This window comes from uncultured Holdemanella sp. (assembly GCF_958348295.1).
Taxonomy (GTDB): Bacteria; Bacillota_I; Bacilli_A; order Erysipelotrichales; family Erysipelotrichaceae; genus Holdemanella.
Window position 1 is genome coordinate 52,677 of record NZ_CATVYQ010000003.1, and the last position, 18,245, is coordinate 70,921.

Here is an 18,245-nt window from a genome sequence, read left to right on the forward strand (position 1 = left end):
GCATGTAAGGAGTAGAATTATGATTTTGCTCCTTTTTCATATGATAAATCAGATAAAAATAACCCGAATACATTATATAAACGACGCGTTGATTGCCAATTTGATAGAATAAATATAAATTATTATAGAAAGAAGTGATATATGTGAACGCAAAAGATATGGGAATGTTTATCTGTAAGTTAAGAAAAGAAAACAATATGACGCAAATGGAATTAGCTCAACAGCTGCATGTCACAGATAAAGCTGTTAGCCGATGGGAACGTGGAATAGGATATCCAGACATTCAATTGTTACCTGCCCTATCTGAATCTTTGCACGTTTCTGTGGCTGAATTGATATCATGTAAAAAGAGTTTGAATTATTCGAATGAAGAAGTCACAAATATTATTCACAATTTAGATGTATACAAAATGGAAAGTTTTAGACAAGATAGAAAAGCAGATAAAATTTCCTTGGTATGTATGATCTTTGTTGCGGCATGTGTTTATATTTCTGGTCATGGAAGCATTATAGGATCTTTATGTATTGGCGCTATTTTTGCAATGGCAGTAATTGGCTTATATTATTTGTATTATGATAATTCAACAAAACGAATTTATGCCTTCTTTTCTCTATTAGGGTTACTTTTGTTTATTCAGTTTTTAATATTCATGGGAATGGATTATAGATGGATTTCTTATATTTTAATACTATATATAATTGTGATATTGAATATGATTTGTAGATAAATAGAATCATATGATAAATCCGATTTGATGAGGCTATTTTACAGAATAAGCGGTTGACTTTGTCTTTGTTTTAATGGTATAAATGTGGTGAAAACAAAGATAAGGATAAGTAGATTATTTCATATATGAATTAGAGACAGTATGGTTGGTGAAAATACTGGTATGATTGATTGAACAGCACCTTTGAGTGATTGAATGAAATAGAGTAGTTTGATCCGGTACATACCGTTATCATGTTAAGAGATCATATATGTATATATATGGTAAAAAGGGTGGCAACGCGAGACATCGTCCCTTTATGGGTGCGAGTGTCTCTTTTTTTTTGCAGAGGAGGATATCATGTTAGATATGAAATTTGTCCGTGAAAACCCGGACATTGTCAAAGAGAACATTAAGAAAAAGTTCCAAGACTACAAATTGCCTTTAGTAAATGAAGTATTGATGGAGGATAAAGAACTTCGTCAAACACAGCAACATGCGGATGATTTACGTGCTAATCGTAAAAAGATTTCTAAAGAAATCGGTAAGTTGATGGGGCAAGGTAAAAAAGAAGAAGCTGAAGAAATTAAGCAACAAATGGCAGAGATTGCTCATGAGTTAACAGCTTTAGAAGAAAAAGAAATTAAATTAAGAGAGTCTGTAACAGAAAAAATGATGCAGATTCCAAACATTATTGACGATAGTGTTCCTATTGGAAAAGACGATAGTGAAAACGTTGAATTAGAAAAATTTGGTGAACCTGTTGTTCCTGATTTTGAAATTCCTTATCACACTGAAATTATGGAACGTTTAAGTGGAATTGATTTAGATGCAGCACGTCGTGTAGCAGGTAATGGATTCTATTATTTAATGGGTGATATTGCTCGTCTACATTCAGCAATCTTAAATTACGCTCGTGATTTCATGATTGATAAAAAAGGATTTACTTATGTAATTCCACCATATATGATTCGTAGTTCAGTTGTGGATGGAGTAATGTCATTTGCAGAAATGGAAGGTATGATGTATAAAATCGAGGGTGAAGATTTGTATTTGATTGGTACAAGTGAACACTCTATGATTGGTAAGTTTAAAGATACAATTCTTGAAGAAAAAAATCTTCCATATACTTACACTTCATACTCACCTTGTTTCCGTAAAGAAAAAGGTGCTCATGGTATTGAAGAACGTGGTGTATATCGTATTCACCAATTTGAAAAACAAGAAATGATTGTTGTTTGTAAACCAGAAGATAGTATGGAATGGTTTAAAAAATTGTATATGAATACTGTAGAATTCTTCAGAACGTTGGATATTCCAGTACGTACATTGGAATGCTGTTCAGGTGATTTGGCAGATTTAAAATGTAAATCAGTGGATGTTGAAGCGTGGTCTCCACGTCAAAAGAAATACTTCGAAGTTGGAAGTTGCTCTAACTTAACAGATGCTCAAGCACGTCGTTTAAAGATTCGTGTTAAGGGTGAAAATGGTGAGAAGTATTTTGCACACACATTAAACAACACTTGTGTAGCTCCACCTAGAATGTTGATTGCATTCTTAGAAAATAATTTACAAGCTGATGGATCAATCTTGATTCCAGAAGTATTACAACCTTACATGGGTGGTAAAAAGAAAATTGGTTAATCTTAAAAGCTGTCTTTGACAGCTTTTTCTATTGCGAATTGAAAATGGATTTGATATAATTAACTGGCTACTACAATGATATCTTATGAATCAGGTCAGGTCGGGAACGAAGCAGCCTTAAGTAAGCTCCATCATGTGTAGTAGTTTTTTTTATATTAAGAAATTGGTTTCGGAGAAGAAGAGTCTGGTAGTTGAAGACAAGGATGCTCTATCGACCAAAGAAGGAAAATAAAACATTATCGAGTTTTGCGTATAAAAAGATATTAGAAAAAGTAGAAAGAAAATGTTTGATGAATGAAGTGGATGTAATCAAAGTAGATCCAAAGAATACGAGTAAGATTGGAAAAGAAAAGTATACAAAGATTAAAGGAATGAGTGTACATTATTGTGCAGCCTATGTCATCAATCCTAGAGGCATGGGATTTGTGGATTAAATAAGATAAATAATCAGAACCAGAAGTTTATGATATCTTACTGGAAGATAGGTACATAGATCATGGATGAAATTCTGAAGTATTTATAAACAAAGCATACAATAAAAACTCCATCGATAAAGACTGAATGGATCGGGATACCGAATGATTCAGAAAGGTGGAGTAGATATTGAAATGTTACTGGACGACTGGAAACGAACCGGGCACGTCATTTAGACATGTGACTTTTTCAAAGAAAAAGTCTTTCCTGTACAATTTAATCATTATAATTATATATATAATAATATACATGGGAAGGAATAGAATTTATGGATGATGTAAAATGGATGAAGGAAGCTATCAAACAGGCTAAGAAAGCAGAAAGTTATGATGAAGTTCCTATTGGTTGTGTGATTGTAAAAGATGATAAAATCATAGCTCGTGGATATAACAAGCGTGAGATTTTGCAACAAAGTATTGCGCACGCAGAAATTATGGCAATTAAAAAAGCGTGTAAGAAATTAAACACATGGAGATTAGAGGATTGCATATTATATGTAACTTTAGAACCGTGTCCTATGTGTGCAGGTGCGATTATACAATCTAGAATCAAAGAAGTTGTATATGGAGCATCAGATCCTAAAGGCGGCTGTGTGGGGACGTGTACAAATTTATTTGAAGTATCTGAATTCAATCATCATCCTGAATATAGAAAAGGAATTCTTGAATCTGAATGTTCAGATTTGTTAAAACAATTTTTTAAAAAGAAAAGAGATATGAAAAAGAAGCAGAAATCATAAGTAGGAATGATTTCTGCTTTTCATATATATTGTACTTCCCTATTTCAATCAAATAAAATGAGTAAAACTATGATAAAATAAGATACAGGAAAACATATAGAAAGGATTTTACGAATGGCATATCAAGCATTATATAGAAAATATAGACCAACAAATTTTGATGAAGTTGTTGGTCAAACACATATAATTCAGACATTGAAAAATGCGATCATACAAAATCGTATTGCTCATGCTTATTTATTCTGTGGTCCTAGAGGAACAGGTAAAACTTCAATCGCAAAAATATTTGCTAAAACATTAAATTGTACGAATAGCCAAGATGCTCCTTGTGGAGTTTGTGAGAACTGCAAAATGGCTGCAAATGGAAGTCATCCAGATATTATTGAAATTGATGCTGCCAGCAACAATGGTGTAGATGAAGTAAGAAATCTGATTGATAAAGTGAAGTATGCTCCAATGCAGGGAAAATATAAAATTTATATTATTGATGAAGTTCATATGATGACTTCTGGAGCATTCAATGCATTATTAAAAACAATCGAGGAACCTCCTGCTCATGTAATTTTTATTTTTGCAACTACAGAACCAAATAAAGTTTTACCAACGATTATTTCTCGTTGTCAAAGATTTGATTTCAACAAAGTGAGTATGCATGACATTAAATATAGATTATCTATTGTTTGTAAAAATGAAGGAATTGAAATTGATGAGAATGGATTAACTTTGATTGCTCAATTAGCTGATGGAGGTATGCGTGATGCACTGTCAATATTGGATCAATGTGTTGCATACTGTTCATCTCATATTGATGTGAATGATATTCGTAAAATTTATGGTGTCGTAACATCTGAAGATATTGGTCATTTATTTTATTCGGTATATAAAAAAGATGTAGATAGTTTTGTCAAAGATATTCAGAAATATTCAGATATGGGAATGGATATTAAAAGATTGACTGCAGATTTTATTCACATGTTGAAGGACAGTCTGATTTTAGATTATTCTGAGAATTCAACTCTAGTATCGGATATGAACAAAGATATGATTAGGAAATATTTTAAATTAGCACCTATTAATTTCAGAATTAAATGCATGGAAGAATTAATGGATACATTTAATAAATATACATACGCATCTAACGCATTAGACTACTTAGAAGCCTCTTTATTAAAAATTTCAAGTTATTCATATGAATCGAAAACACATATTATTGATTCAGATCAGAATGATTTTAAAGAGGTAGAGGAAGAAGAAAACTATGAAACATCATATGACGATACTTCTGATGACTCAGATATAATTGAGAAAAGCACTCAAAAAGATGATAATAATGGGGCTTTAGAGAAATCTGAAATTTCTGATGTTTCACGTGAAACATTAAAACAGTCAGAAAATAAAAATAATAAAATCATATTAAACGATGAATTTGTCATTCAATTGTTAGTTGGAGCTACAAAGATGGAAAGAAGTATTGATACGAATAAGTTCAATAATATAGGACAATTCATATCAAGTTTAGAATTTGGAAAATATGCGGCTACATTGAGAAACAGTAGTATTATGGCTAGTGGATCTAATTATATTGTAGTATGTGTATCGAGTGAAATCTTTGCGAAACAAATAAATGAATTTGAACTGAATTATGGATATGAAGATTTTATGGAAGTGTTATTAGGAAAAGCTAAGAAGGTATTCGCATTAGATAAGACACAACAATCTCGTGTGTTGGATGAGTTTAAGGAAAGAATGATTAGTGGTAATCTTCCAGAACCTTATCAAGTTCGCTTGAAAAGAAAAGATTCAGAATCTGATAATAATATGAGTATAGAAGATCATATGAAAAGTTTGTTTCCAAGTATAGAAATAAAAGAAGATTAGAAGGTGAAGCATGTATCCAAAAACATTTGATGATTTAATATATGAATTTCAGAAATTACCAGGAGTGGGTGCTAAGACTGCAGAGAGATATGCATTTACAGTATTAGAATGGTCAGATGATGAAATATCTGAATTGGCAGAAACTTTAGTGAATTTAAAAAAGAAAGTAAAAAAATGTACTCGATGTGGTAATTTGACAGAAGATGAGCTTTGTGAGTATTGTAAGAATACTAATAGAAATCAGAATATCATATGTGTAGTACAAAATCCGAAAGACATATCGGTAATCGAGTCTATGCAACAATATAATGGTGTATTTCATGTACTAGATGGATTGATTAATACACAAAAAGGAGTTTTACCAGATCAATTAAATATAAAGACTCTTTTAAATAGAGTGAATGAAAAAACAGAAGAGGTAATATTGGCTCTTGATCCTACAGTAGAAGGAGAAACGACATCTTTATATATATGCAAACTACTAGAAGGGAAGTGTAAGGTAAGTAGACTTGCTCACGGTATTCCTGTAGGTAGTCATTTAGATTATACAGATGCAATGACATTGCTAAAAGCGTTTGAAGGACGTAAAAGCTCGTAAATATGCTTAATCGTATGAAGTATTTATGATATTTCATACGATTTTTTTATATTTATAGGAATATAAGCACAAAAATCATATAGAGTTCTTAATTCATATGAACAAAAAAAGCATAATATGCAATAAAATCATATGATACAGCGTATAATTGCTTTAAATATAGTATATTCATATAAGTATCACATAGAGAGGAAAAAATCGTTGGAGGACGCTTCTGAACATTCACATGAAATTTTTATGAATTTTCACACTGATTTTTAATGAAATCTTATTCATGTGAAAATAAAAAGAATAAAAAATATAGAATGTGAATTAAAATATGAATTAAGAATCTGCATAAAACTATTCATATGAACGCAGAATGTCATAAATATTGTTCATATGAAATGTAATACTAATTATTTAGAATCATATGAATTGTAAATTGCAAATATGAAAGGAATATTTTAATTCATGTGATATAGATATGAAAATAAAAAATATCAAATTAAATAGGATTTGAATAAATAAATAGATATGAAGATTCATGTGAGAAAGATATGAAAAAAGTAAAAAGCATGAATATAAAATATAAAAATATAGGAAATTCATATATAGGTATAGCTTTCTTGTTAAAACTATGATAGACTAATCGTGACTCGTTAGATTATTATTATGAATTTCATAGGAAGGGGACATGGATATGCCTGAAGAAGCATCAGCAATTGATGTATATTATGATATGGATATTGCACAGATATGCCAACATTTCAATAAATCAAGAAATACAGTAGATAAAGCAATCGCAAAATTAGTAAAAGATAATCCAGATAAAGATTGGAAATATAAAAACCCGGCAACTCGTCGTATCACAATCAAGGCTGAAGGCGTTGAAAGATTATCTACTTATTTTAGGAAAGAAAAACATGAAATATCAACAGTTGAAATGGAACTACGATTCGAAAATGAAAAGCTTAAAGCAATTATAGAAGAAAAAGAGAAGGCACAAGCCCAAATTGAACAATTATATCAAGAAAAACTTAAATTAGAAATTGAAAAGAGTAAACAAATCTTCCTATTAGAAACGCAAACAAAAGATGAGAAAATTTCTGAATTAGAATCTGAAAATCAGAAATTAAAAGATATAGAAGAACTTTATAATAAAAATAAAGAAGAAATTGAAAATTATAAGAAAAAAGAAGAAGAATATAATTCCAAATCCTTCTTCTATCGTTTAACACATAAATTTTAATCATTTAATGCTCTAGCAATTTTGCTAGGGCAGTTTTTTATCCATTTTAAATCATATTTTTCTAAGATTGAATTGAAAAAGTGGATTCCATCATGATCTGAAGTGTATTCATATTCTATTTCATAATCAGTATGATTTTTGTAGTCTGTTTTATCCAAACATAATTCTCCATGTTCAAATTTATACACATATCTCAAGGTGGTAAAACTAACTGTTGGATCTAAATTTTTAGGAATTTGATATTGATCAAACCAATTTAATATTTCTGTATCATTAATATCATCTATGTTTTCAGTGTTGATTTCTTTTTCAAATTCATAATGTGTGTATTCATCTTTTCTGATTTTTAAAGTGAATATCTTTTTATCTTGAATCATTCGAATTCGTACTGCACTATGTTGTTTCTTTACATCTTGATTCTTTGTATCAAAATATGTGTTTGTTTGTGTTATTGGATTCTGAAAATCATATGAATGAAGTAATTTGTTATATACTTCTTCATCGATCAATAATTTCAATTCTCTTTCAATATTATCATACATTCATATCACCCATTAAATATGTTACAATAGATTTAATGAAAGAGGAAGTGATTTGATGCGTTTTAGTTTGGTAGACAGGGGAGACGACAACTCAAAAAGAGTTGCTGAAACTCTAAAGAAAAAATGTCTTGCTATTGGATGGGAGTATGATGATGAGAAATCTGAAGTTATCTTTTCTGTCGGAGGTGATGGTACCTTATTAAGAGCGATTCATACGTATATAGATAGATTGGATGATATTCAATTTGTTGCGATACATACAGGTAATTTAGGCTTTTTTACCGACTATACACAAGATGAACTAGATCATTTGATATATGATTTAAAACATAATCAACCAACAATTGAAGAATTTAATTTACTTCAAATGGATCTTCCTCAAGTCAATGAAACATTATATGCATTAAATGAAGTACGTATTGAAAGTTTGGCTAAAACATTAGTGCTAGATATCTCGATAGATGATGAATTTTTTGAAAGCAGTCAAGGCTCAGGTATTTGTGTGAGTACTCAATCTGGTTCTACCGCTGTAAATAGAGCTCTTAAAGGGGCGGTCGTGGATCCAGGGTTAAAGGTTTTACAACTTTGTGAAATCATGCCTATTTCACATAAGAACCATCATTCTTTAAAAAATCCATATATTATGAATGATACACGAAAAATTGGGGTCAGAGGTGATACACTTGCCTATGCACATGTATGTTATGATCACTTAGAAAGGGATTTAGCATCGATTTCTGAAATAATCATACATTCGAGTACAAAAAAAGTACGATTTGCGAGATATCGTACTTATTCTTATTTGACTCGACTTAAGAATTTATATTAATTAACTTACGTCTTTTTGAACGATTCAAACGAATCGTTCTTTTTGTTGCTGGAGAAATATTTAAAATGATTGCGAATGAAATGAAGTAAGATAGAATACTACTTCCTCCATAAGAAATAAGTGGCAATGTGATACCAGTGATTGGTAATAATCCAACAATCATTCCTGTATTTTGTAGTTGCTGATATAGCAACATCGCGATAATACCAATAACAACGAATCGATCTTTTTTATCTTTTGCAGCATAAGCAATTTTGCATAAATAAATATCAAGTAATAAACAAAGTAATAATATAAATGTAGTTCCAATAAATCCAAAACATTGTCCAAAAGCAGCAAAGATAAAATCTGTATGCGCTTCAGGAATAGAAATGATATTTGCTTGTAACCCATATCCAGTTAATCCGGCACTGCCTAACGACAATAATGCAGTGTATAACTGATTCGAACTACCTCGAATGTTACTTTCTGGTTCTAACCATGCATCAATTCTTTGAAGTTTGTATGAAGATATAAATGAAGTAAGAATATTAGGGTATTCAAAATATAAGAATAAGAATGCTCCTACAACAATAACCACACAGGCAAAAATTCCAATAATATACTCTTTACGAATACCACTACAACACACTAAAACGAAGATATTGAATACGATGATAATACATACACCAGTATCTGGCTGCATCATAATCAAAAATAATGGTGGGAATAATACCTTTGCGATTTTCCACAACAATATCAAGTCATCTTTATGTGTTGGATTTGGATGTGCATTTTGATGATCAACAATAATTTGTGAGACTAAAACAATTAAAACAATTTTAATGAATTCACTTGGCTGAAAGCTACCAATCAAAGGCAGTTGAAACCATGAAATGGCACCATTAGTTTCACTCGCAAAAGGAAGTGTTATACCTACAAAATTGTATAATAAGCGTGAGAGAAACAAATAAACTAGACAAAGCATAAGAATTTTATATGCCGTATCCATATATGAATATATTTTTTTGTTTTGAAGAATTGAAAGCAAAAACATGGCGAAAAATCCTACAATAAACCAAAATAATTGACGCAATAAATATGAATATCCACTTCCGTATTTTATTAAGTTGAAAGAATTGTATAGTGCAAAACAACTAGTCATACCAAAAAGGATTAGAATTAGAATCAAACCAATATCAATTTGAATGGATTTGTTTTTCCATTGAATTGTTTGTTTCATTAGTGATAACCTCCTTATTCAGTGCTTTTAATTATAACATATTTATTTTGAAATTTTGGTATAATAGTCGTGTTAGGATGATGATTTATGGCAGAAAAAAAATATACACCAATGATGCAACATTATTTAAAAATGAAAGAAGAAAATCCCGATGCGATTTTATTTTATCGTTTAGGGGATTTTTATGAAATGTTTTTTGATGATGCAAAGTTGGCTTCACAAGAATTAGATTTAGTATTAACAGGAAGGAGTGCAGGGGTAGAAGAAAAAGTACCTATGTGTGGTGTTCCTTTTCATGCGGCCAATTCATATATTTCACGCTTAGTAAAAAAGGGATATAAAGTAGCAATTTGTGAACAATTAGAAGATCCTTCCAGTGCTAAAGGATTGGTGGATCGAGGAATTGTTAAAATTATTACACCAGGAACATATATGGATGCAACTATGGATGCCAAGTCGACAAACTATATGGCATCATGTAGCGTGTCAAGTTTTGAAATTACAGTTATCTATTGCGAATTAAGTACGGGCGAGTTGAAATATCAAACTCTACAAAGATCTTTAGTTGCTTTACAAAAAGCATTATTAGAACAAAATGTAAGTGAGCTTGTTTGTCCAATGACAATGGATAAAAAATGGATAGCTGCCCTAGAAGAGATGGATACAATGCTCGTTTCAAAACATAAAAAGTCAAATATTGATTTACAGGATCTACCTTTATTAAATGAAATTGAATCCGAGTCATTAAAAGAGGCATTTGCACTGTTGATGGCCTATTTAAAAGACACACAAAAACAACATATCGATCATTTTTTACCTATAGAATCCATGGACAAAGATAAAGTGCTGGTCATGGACTATGAAACGAAGAATCATTTGGAGTTGGTTTCAAGTCAATCAACAAATGCAAAGGCAGAAAGCTTATGGTCTTTTATGGATAAATGCCAAAGTGCCATGGGTTCAAGACTATTGAAAAGATGGATTGAATACCCATTGATTGATGCAGAAAAGATTGCGAAAAGACAGGCTGCAGTTAAAGATTTAAAAGAAAACTTTATGTTAAGAGAAAACCTAAAAGAACATTTAGTTTATGTATATGATATGGAAAGACTTGCGAGCCGTATGGCTTATGGGAATGCAAGTCCAAGAGATGTACTTCAACTTGTTGCTACATTGGAACACGCAAAACCTATTTTAAATTTAGCTTCTTCCTTGAATTCATATCCAGAATTTAATGAAGTTCCAGACTGCCAAGAATTATACAATGAAATAAAAAATGCGATTATAGAAAATCCACCACTAACACTAAAAGAAGGTGGAGTCTTTAATGATGGGTACAATCAGGAATTAGATGAAGTTCGAAAAATAGCAAAACAAGGAAAAGATTTTATTTTAGAACTAGAAGCTAAAGAGCGTGAAAGAACAGGGGTTAAATCATTAAAAGTAGGATATAACCGTGTGTTCGGTTATTATATTGAAGTTCGTAATGGAAATTTGGGTAATATCAAAGAAGAGTTTGGGTATCACCCGAAACAAACACTTGCGAATGCAACAAGATTTATTACACAAGAATTGAAGGAAAAAGAAGAACAAATCTTACATGCGCAAGAAACAAAGATAAAATTAGAACAAAGTTTATTTAATGACTTATTATTAAGAATAAAAAGAGACTTGTTTGATCTTCATGCGTGTGCACAAGCGTTATCTACGATTGATGTACTTGTATCTTTGGCAATTCTTGCCAGCGAAAAAGGATATGTATGTCCAACGTTCCATCCAGGATATAATGTCAATGTAGTAGAAGGAAAACATCCGATATTGGATGATCGTATGAAGAAAAAAAGATATGTGTCGAATGATTGGAAAATGTCAGAAGATGAACATATACAATTGATTACAGGTCCGAATATGGGTGGTAAATCTACATATATGCGACAAAATGCATTACTTGTAGTTATGGCCCAAATGGGAAGTTTTATCCCTGCAAAGACAGCGGAGTTGCCTATTTTTGATCGTATTTTTACGAGAATCGGTGCTTCTGATGATATATTGACAGGAAAAAGTACATTTATGGTCGAAATGATGGAAGCTAATACAGCTTTACGCTATGCAACGAAACACTCATTAATTTTATTTGATGAAATAGGTCGAGGAACTGCAACATATGATGGTATGGCTCTTGCACAAGCTATGCTTGAATATATTGATGAAGCAATTGGCGCAAAAACATTATTTTCGACGCACTATCATGAATTAACAGATTTAGCAGAAGAACATCAATCTATGCGTAATGTTCATGTGGATGTGCGAGAAGAAAAAAATGAAATTGAATTTAGATACCGTGTTGTCGAAGGAAAAGCAGATAAATCTTATGGTATCAATGTTGCCAAACTCGCACATTTACCAAAGGTTGTTTTGGACAGAGCTTCACAACTTTTATCGAATTTTGAAAACCAAGATAATAATCAAAATTATCAACCAAGTTTATTTGTGATGGATCAAGTTCAACCAGAAAAATCTAAACTTTTACAACAATTACAAGAATTAGATATTGATTCAATGACACCAAGAGATGCTCTAGATTGTCTTTATGAATTAAAGAAACTAAGCGAAAAAATAGAATTATAGATATGAAATTCATATGAATGGAGGTGCAAAATGTGGCTAAAATACATGTATTAAGTGAACACTTAACAAATATGATTGCGGCTGGAGAAGTTGTTGAAAGACCAGCTGGAATTGTAAAGGAATGCGTTGAAAATAGTATTGATGCGGGGGCAACTGTTATAGAAGTTGAAGTCTATCAAGGTGGTATTGAGAGAATTGTGATTACAGATGACGGTTGTGGAATGGATCATGAAGATGCACATTTAGCTTTTATGCGACATGCCACAAGTAAAATGCATTCCGAAGAAGAATTGTTCAATATTCAAACAATGGGATTTAGAGGAGAAGCATTACCAAGTATTGCTTCTGTCGCCCAAGTTGAATTGCAGACAAGTAATGGAGAAGAAGGAACCTTATTAAGATATAACTATGGAAGTTTGGATGTGGATGAAAAATGTAATTGTCCTAGAGGAACAAAATTAGATGTTTCTGGATTATTCATAAAAACACCTGCTCGATTCAAACATTTGAAAAGTACTTCATATGAGTTTTCTGTCATTGCAGATTTAATGAATAAAATGGCATTATCACATCCGAATATTCGTTTTCAACTTTCTCATGATGGACGAGTTGTGTTTCAAACGAGTGGAAACGGGAATATTCAAGAAATTCTATATCAAATGTATGGAAAAGAAGTAGCCCAAAATGCAATTCATTTTGAAGGAAGTAATGAAGATTTTCACATTCATGGATATGCGATTCAGCCAAAAATCAATCGTGCTACAAAATATTTTATGTTTTTAACTCTAAATACAAGATTGATTCGTAGTGTCGCAATCCAAAAAGCGATTCTAGATGCTTATAGTGATTATATGCCGCCAAATCGTTTTCCAATTGTAGTATTACAGATGGATTCAGACACACAATTGGTTGATGTAAACGTTCATCCAAACAAATGGGAAGTTCGCTTATCAAAACAAGGTGAAATGTTAGATTTGATAAAGAAAACGATTCAAGATGCGTTGAATGCTTCTTTAAAAACAGTAGCAGTAAGTAAACCTGAAAAGAAAAGTGTTATATTTGAGCAACCAGAAATTCAATATTCATATCCTGTTAAGCAATGTCCAAAAGAAGATAAAAGAATTGAACAGAGTTTTAAAAATTATAATCCAGTAGTCATCAAAGAAAAAATGGAGCAGATACAGGTATATGAAGAAAAAACGGCTACTGATATAAAAATACAAGAAGAGCCTATTTCATATCCGATTCCTAAAGAGGAAGAAGTTAATGATAAGGGACCAGAATTCTTTAAACATTTACAAGTTTTAGCTCAATTACACGATTCATATATATTATGCAGTAATGAAGAAGGGTTAGTTATTGTGGATCAGCATGCTGCACAAGAAAGATATCATTATGAACAATTGAATGAGAAATTATTGGTGCAATGTACAAACAAACAACCGCTTATGGTTCCTATCCAATTGGATGTTTCAAGTAATGTGTTGGCTCAATATATGGCAATCAATGAAAAAACAGCATTCTTTGGGATTGAATTTGAACCATTTGGAACAGATCAATTGATTCTTCGTGAAATTCCATTATGGTTTCATGATGTGGACCAAAAACAATTCTTACAAGATTTATTAGATTATTTTGTCGAAAATCAAGATGTAGATATGGCAAAACTTAGAAAACATATGATTGCGACAATGGCATGTCATAGTTCAATTCGTTTTAATCGACCATTATCTATGCAGGAAATGAAGCAGGTTATTTTAGATTTACAAAAGTGCAAACAACCATATCACTGTCCTCATGGAAGACCAACAGTCATTGTGATGAGTGATAATGAATTGAGAAAGGAATTTGAACGTGGATAAGCAGAAAGTATTAGCAATCGTTGGTCCAACTGGAATCGGAAAAACAAGTCTTTCCGTATGGTTGGCTAAACAATTGAATGGTGAAATTATATCTTGCGACAGTATGCAAGTGTATAAAAAAATGGATATTGGCACGGCCAAAGTAACACAAGAAGAAATGCAAGGTGTACATCACGAATTGATTGATGTTCAAAATTATGATGAACCTTACAATGTAAAGGTGTTCCAAGAAAAATGTCGTACGGCGATCGAAGATGTTGTAAAAAGAGGGAAGTTTCCCATTCTATGTGGTGGAACAGGTCTTTATTTAAAAGCTGCATTGTATGATTATGAATTTCAAGAAGAAAAAGAAGATGCAGCTTATACAGCCTATTTAAATTCTAAAACAAATGAAGAATTGGTTGAGATGTTAGAAGAACAAGATGTAAAAGCTCTAGAAAAAATTCATCCCAACAATCGTAAACGTTTGATTCGTGCTCTTCAAATTGGCCATAGTGGTACACCAAAATCCAAACAAGAAGATAAACAACAACATATTCCATTGTATGATGTATACTTTTTAGGTTTAGATATAGATCGAGAAATTTTACATGATCGAATCAATAAAAGAGTGGATATTATGTTTGAGAATGGTTTGGTCAAAGAAGTTGAAGAATTATTCTCAAATCCAAAAACATGGGAATATACAAGTTTTCAAGGTATTGGATATAAAGAGTTTAAAGATTATTTCTTAAAAGAAAAAAGTATAGAGGAAGTAAAAAAAGCTATAAAAACACATTCTAGACAATATGCGAAAAGACAATATACATGGTTTAAAAATCAAATGCCTGTACATTGGTTTGAAGCTCAAAATAGAAATGAAATATATAATGCAGTAAAGGAATGGTTGATGGATGAAGACAAATGAAAGAAGTGAATTGTTGCTTGGAAAAAAGGCTTTAGAAACACTAAATGATAAAACGGTCCTTGTTGTTGGTGTGGGTGGAGTTGGATCTTTTTGTGTAGAAGCCTTAGCAAGAACTGGGGTAGGTCATCTAATTCTAATAGATAAAGATTGTGTGGAACCAAGCAATATTAATCGTCAATTGGTTGCGACTTTAGATACAGTAGATCAAATTAAAGTCAATGTATTGAAAGAAAGAATTCGTACACTAAATCCAAGTTGTATTGTGGATACATATGCATTTTTCTATGACCAGACTAAAGATGATGAGATCTTTTCACAATCCATTGATTTTGTGGTAGACTGTATTGATTCAATTCAAAGTAAGAAAGATTTAATGCAAGCCTGTATAGATCGAAATATACCATTCTTATCAAGTATGGGAATGGCAAGGCGCAAAGATCCTACAAAACTTGTTGTTACAGAAATAGAAAAGACAAGTTATGATCCAATGGCTAAACAAATTCGTCAATGGAAACGAAAAAATCGTATACGTAATAAGATTTGGGTAGTGACATCTACAGAAATTCCTATGCCAGTAGAATCAGGGCAACCATTACCAAGTGCAATTTTTGTTCCCGCAAGCGCAGGACTACTTCTTGCGAGTACCTGTGTAGAAAGATTGATTGAAGTATAAAACGGAAGGAAAAGTATATGAAGGATGTATTTATTGTAAATCCTAAATCTGGAAAGAACAGTCAATATGAATTGATTAAGGAAATTAAAGAGCATTTTCAAGGGAAAAGAATTATTATCGAAAAAACCAAAGGACCTGAACATGCGACATTTATCGCAAAAAAATATGCTCTATCCAATGAACCTGTACATTTGTTTGTTTGTGGTGGAGATGGAACTTTGCATGAAGTCATAAATGGATGTGCTGAAAAAGAAAATGTGATAATTTCAGTGATTCCAATCGGAACGGGAAATGATTTTGTGAAATATTTTGAAGATTTAAAAAGAGAAGATTTTTTAAATTTGGCAAACTATTCAGAACCAGAATATATAGATTGTGACTTAATAAAAGTAAATGGAGAATACTCAATAAATACTGTCTCTTTTGGCTTTGATGTTGAAGTCGCAAAACAAGTAAATGAACTAAAGAAAAAAATGCCTACAGAAGGTATTATTCCATACGCATTATCCGCTTTGATCAGTTTAAGAAAACCGATATGTAAAGAATATCAAATTCAGGTCGATACAAAAAAATTACCGAAAGATAAATATGGATTTTTAGTATTTGCGAATGGAAAATACTATGGTGGAGGCTTTAAACCATGTCCAGATGCCAATATTGATGACGGATGGATGGATGTCTGCCTGATTTCAAATGTGAAAAGACATCAAATTGTAAAATTGGCAAAAAAATACCAAGAAGGAAATCACCTTCAATATACGAATCTAGTGTCTATGTATCAGGCAAAAACGGTTCATTTAGATACAGAAAATGAGCTTATTTATGCAAATTTAGATGGAGAAGTTAAAGGATTTAAAAATCCTACCATTGAAATTGTAGAAAAGGCAATTCGACTTGCCCTTCCTAGAATATCGTGAGTATGATACAATATTCAAAAATATAGGGAGTGTGAAAAATGGATTCGGATTTATGGATACAAATCCTAGAGTTAGTAGTTTTATTAGCATTATCAGGCTTTTTTTCTTCAGCTGAAACAGCAATGGTTTCAGTCAGTAAAATTCGTTTGAGAACTTTGGAGGAAGAAGGAAATAAAAAGGCTGCATTGGCTTTAAAAATATTGGAAAATCAATCAAAAATGTTGAGTGCAATATTAATTGGAAACAATTTAGTCAACACATCAGCTGCAAGTATTGCCTCATTGATTGCGTATTCTTTTGGTGGAGCTGCTGTAAGTATCGCAACATTTATTATTACTTTTTTAATTTTAGTATTTGGAGAAATCACACCAAAAACATGGGCTACGATCAATGCAGATAAACTTGCGATTGCGTATGCACCAATCATTTTACTTTTGATGAAAGTTTTAACACCAGTTATCTGGTTTGTGAATTTATTTAGTTCAGGCATACTAAAATTAATGGGAATACAAAATTCAAATAAAAATATATCAATGACTGAAAGTGAATTGCGTACAATTGTAGATGTTTCACATGAAGAAGGTGTCATTGAAGAAGATGAAAAAGATATGATCAATAAAGTATTTGATTTGGGGGATGCCAAGGCAAAAGATGTAATGGTTCCTCGTGTTCATGTTGTGATGGCAGAAATCGACAGTACATATAAAGATTTATTGGAGATATTTAGAGAAGAAAAATTCACGCGTATTCCAATTTATCAAGATAAGATTGATAATATTGTCGGTGTTGTAAATATGAAAGACTTGTTGATGTATGATGATTTCTCACATTTTGATATGCAGAAAGTTCTACGTAAACCTAAATTTACGTATGAAAATAAAAAAGTATCTGAATTATTGATTGAAATGAAACAATCCACATTTAACCTTGCGATAGTCATGGATGAATATGGAGAATTCTCAGGTATCGTTACGTTAGAAGACATTATTGAAGAAATTGTTGGAGATGTACAAGATGAGTACGATGCACATGAAGAGGAAAATATCATTAAATTAAATAATCAGACATATGATGTAAAGGGATATTTAAGTTTACATGATTTAAACGATTATTTAGATTTAGATTTAGATAGTGAAGACTTCGATTCTGTTGGAGGACTTGTCATTGATGCACTAGGACGTTTACCACAGACAAATGATGAAACAACTTTACCAAATGGTATTCGTATTAAAGTCTTGAAGGTAGAAAAAAACCGTATAGAATCAGTCAGATTAATTTTACCAGATGCATTAACACAAAAGGATGTTTAACAAAATAAGAACCGATATAAATGATTTTAAAGGTAATCCGCAATTAGATAGGGTCGACTAAAAGTTGGCTTCAAAAATTGTAGG

Annotated in this window: 16 protein-coding genes, 1 other RNA gene and 1 other annotated feature; of the genes, 15 read left to right on the plus strand and 2 right to left on the minus strand. The window is 31.5% G+C overall.

The window, feature by feature from the left end:
• Positions 1–143: 143 nt before the first annotated feature.
• The 8 genes from Q3907_RS01165 to Q3907_RS01200 all read left to right on the plus strand — a co-directional run bounded on the left by Q3907_RS01165 (position 144) and on the right by Q3907_RS01200 (position 7,271).
• Entirely contained in the window at positions 144–728 is a 585-nt protein-coding gene (locus Q3907_RS01165) for a helix-turn-helix domain-containing protein (RefSeq protein WP_301896834.1), read from the plus strand.
• A gap of 87 nt (positions 729–815) precedes the next feature.
• Positions 816–1,027, plus strand: a binding site (T-box leader).
• A gap of 40 nt (positions 1,028–1,067) precedes the next feature.
• On the plus strand, positions 1,068–2,351 hold the full coding sequence (gene serS, locus Q3907_RS01170; protein ID WP_295561889.1) for a serine--tRNA ligase: 1,284 nt from the start codon (positions 1,068–1,070) through the stop codon (positions 2,349–2,351).
• Between the two features lie 64 nt (positions 2,352–2,415).
• Positions 2,416–2,501: signal recognition particle sRNA small type (ffs, locus tag Q3907_RS01175), an RNA gene on the plus strand.
• Between the two features lie 53 nt (positions 2,502–2,554).
• Entirely contained in the window at positions 2,555–2,785 is a 231-nt protein-coding gene (locus Q3907_RS01180; protein WP_301896835.1) for a hypothetical protein, read from the plus strand.
• A gap of 308 nt (positions 2,786–3,093) precedes the next feature.
• Entirely contained in the window at positions 3,094–3,564 is a 471-nt protein-coding gene (gene tadA, locus Q3907_RS01185) for a tRNA adenosine(34) deaminase TadA (RefSeq protein WP_295645293.1), read from the plus strand.
• Positions 3,565–3,678: 114 nt separating this feature from the next.
• On the plus strand, positions 3,679–5,442 hold the full coding sequence (dnaX, locus tag Q3907_RS01190; protein ID WP_301896836.1) for a DNA polymerase III subunit gamma/tau: 1,764 nt from the start codon (positions 3,679–3,681) through the stop codon (positions 5,440–5,442).
• 10 nt (positions 5,443–5,452) lie between these two features.
• Positions 5,453–6,040 (plus strand): recombination mediator RecR, encoded by a 588-nt coding sequence (gene recR, locus Q3907_RS01195; RefSeq protein WP_295645287.1) that lies wholly within the window; start codon positions 5,453–5,455, stop codon positions 6,038–6,040.
• A gap of 682 nt (positions 6,041–6,722) precedes the next feature.
• Positions 6,723–7,271 carry a hypothetical protein gene (locus Q3907_RS01200; protein WP_301896837.1) on the plus strand — a complete coding sequence of 183 codons (549 nt, stop codon included), beginning with the start codon at positions 6,723–6,725 and terminating at the stop codon, positions 7,269–7,271.
• On the opposite strand, the gene Q3907_RS01205 is transcribed toward Q3907_RS01200, so the two are convergent.
• Positions 7,268–7,813 carry a CYTH domain-containing protein gene (locus tag Q3907_RS01205; RefSeq protein WP_301896838.1) on the minus strand — a complete coding sequence of 182 codons (546 nt, stop codon included), beginning with the start codon at positions 7,811–7,813 and terminating at the stop codon, positions 7,268–7,270. The genes Q3907_RS01200 and Q3907_RS01205 overlap by 4 nt on opposite strands.
• A 55-nt stretch (positions 7,814–7,868) precedes the next feature.
• Here Q3907_RS01205 and Q3907_RS01210 point away from each other — a divergent pair, with 55 nt between their 5' ends.
• Positions 7,869–8,642, plus strand: coding sequence for an NAD kinase (locus Q3907_RS01210; RefSeq protein WP_301896839.1), 774 nt, complete (start codon positions 7,869–7,871; stop codon positions 8,640–8,642).
• Here Q3907_RS01210 and Q3907_RS01215 read toward each other — a convergent pair.
• The gene (locus tag Q3907_RS01215) at positions 8,626–9,864 is read right to left on the minus strand and encodes an FtsW/RodA/SpoVE family cell cycle protein (protein WP_301896840.1); all 1,239 of its coding nucleotides are present in this window, start codon (positions 9,862–9,864) and stop codon (positions 8,626–8,628) included. The genes Q3907_RS01210 and Q3907_RS01215 overlap by 17 nt on opposite strands.
• Before the next feature lie 87 nt (positions 9,865–9,951).
• Here Q3907_RS01215 and mutS point away from each other — a divergent pair, with 87 nt between their 5' ends.
• The 6 genes from mutS to Q3907_RS01245 are packed head-to-tail and all read left to right on the plus strand — an operon-like array spanning position 9,952 to position 18,161.
• Positions 9,952–12,492 carry a DNA mismatch repair protein MutS gene (mutS, locus tag Q3907_RS01220; RefSeq protein ID WP_301896841.1) on the plus strand — a complete coding sequence of 847 codons (2,541 nt, stop codon included), beginning with the start codon at positions 9,952–9,954 and terminating at the stop codon, positions 12,490–12,492.
• Positions 12,493–12,524: 32 nt separating this feature from the next.
• A complete protein-coding gene (mutL, locus tag Q3907_RS01225; RefSeq protein WP_301896842.1) occupies positions 12,525–14,354 on the plus strand; it encodes a DNA mismatch repair endonuclease MutL in 1,830 nt (609 codons plus the stop codon).
• The gene (gene miaA, locus Q3907_RS01230) at positions 14,347–15,261 is read left to right on the plus strand and encodes a tRNA (adenosine(37)-N6)-dimethylallyltransferase MiaA (protein ID WP_301896843.1); all 915 of its coding nucleotides are present in this window, start codon (positions 14,347–14,349) and stop codon (positions 15,259–15,261) included. Before mutL ends, miaA begins: the two co-directional genes overlap by 8 nt.
• Positions 15,248–15,934 carry a tRNA threonylcarbamoyladenosine dehydratase gene (locus tag Q3907_RS01235; RefSeq protein ID WP_301896844.1) on the plus strand — a complete coding sequence of 229 codons (687 nt, stop codon included), beginning with the start codon at positions 15,248–15,250 and terminating at the stop codon, positions 15,932–15,934. The genes miaA and Q3907_RS01235 overlap by 14 nt, the downstream gene beginning before the upstream one ends.
• 17 nt (positions 15,935–15,951) lie before the next feature.
• Positions 15,952–16,851 carry a diacylglycerol kinase family protein gene (locus tag Q3907_RS01240; RefSeq protein ID WP_301896846.1) on the plus strand — a complete coding sequence of 300 codons (900 nt, stop codon included), beginning with the start codon at positions 15,952–15,954 and terminating at the stop codon, positions 16,849–16,851.
• A gap of 38 nt (positions 16,852–16,889) precedes the next feature.
• Entirely contained in the window at positions 16,890–18,161 is a 1,272-nt protein-coding gene (locus Q3907_RS01245; RefSeq protein WP_301896847.1) for an HlyC/CorC family transporter, read from the plus strand.
• Positions 18,162–18,245: the final 84 nt, after the last annotated feature.

Excerpts from the sequence above, each read along its gene's own strand:
- serS (WP_295561889.1), top strand. The coding sequence starts at position 1,068 with ATGTTAGATATGAAATTTGTCCGTGAAAACCCGGACATTGTCAAAGAG.
- Q3907_RS01180 (WP_301896835.1), top strand. The coding sequence starts at position 2,555 with ATGCTCTATCGACCAAAGAAGGAAAATAAAACATTATCGAGTTTTGCG.
- tadA (WP_295645293.1), top strand. The coding sequence starts at position 3,094 with ATGGATGATGTAAAATGGATGAAGGAAGCTATCAAACAGGCTAAGAAA.
- dnaX (WP_301896836.1), top strand. The coding sequence starts at position 3,679 with ATGGCATATCAAGCATTATATAGAAAATATAGACCAACAAATTTTGAT.
- recR (WP_295645287.1), top strand. The coding sequence starts at position 5,453 with ATGTATCCAAAAACATTTGATGATTTAATATATGAATTTCAGAAATTA.
- Q3907_RS01200 (WP_301896837.1), top strand. The coding sequence starts at position 6,723 with ATGCCTGAAGAAGCATCAGCAATTGATGTATATTATGATATGGATATT.
- Q3907_RS01205 (WP_301896838.1), bottom strand. The coding sequence starts at position 7,813 with ATGTATGATAATATTGAAAGAGAATTGAAATTATTGATCGATGAAGAA.
- Q3907_RS01210 (WP_301896839.1), top strand. The coding sequence starts at position 7,869 with ATGCGTTTTAGTTTGGTAGACAGGGGAGACGACAACTCAAAAAGAGTT.
- Q3907_RS01215 (WP_301896840.1), bottom strand. The coding sequence starts at position 9,864 with ATGAAACAAACAATTCAATGGAAAAACAAATCCATTCAAATTGATATT.
- mutS (WP_301896841.1), top strand. The coding sequence starts at position 9,952 with ATGGCAGAAAAAAAATATACACCAATGATGCAACATTATTTAAAAATG.
- Q3907_RS01235 (WP_301896844.1), top strand. The coding sequence starts at position 15,248 with ATGAAGACAAATGAAAGAAGTGAATTGTTGCTTGGAAAAAAGGCTTTA.
- Q3907_RS01240 (WP_301896846.1), top strand. The coding sequence starts at position 15,952 with ATGAAGGATGTATTTATTGTAAATCCTAAATCTGGAAAGAACAGTCAA.
- Q3907_RS01245 (WP_301896847.1), top strand. The coding sequence starts at position 16,890 with ATGGATTCGGATTTATGGATACAAATCCTAGAGTTAGTAGTTTTATTA.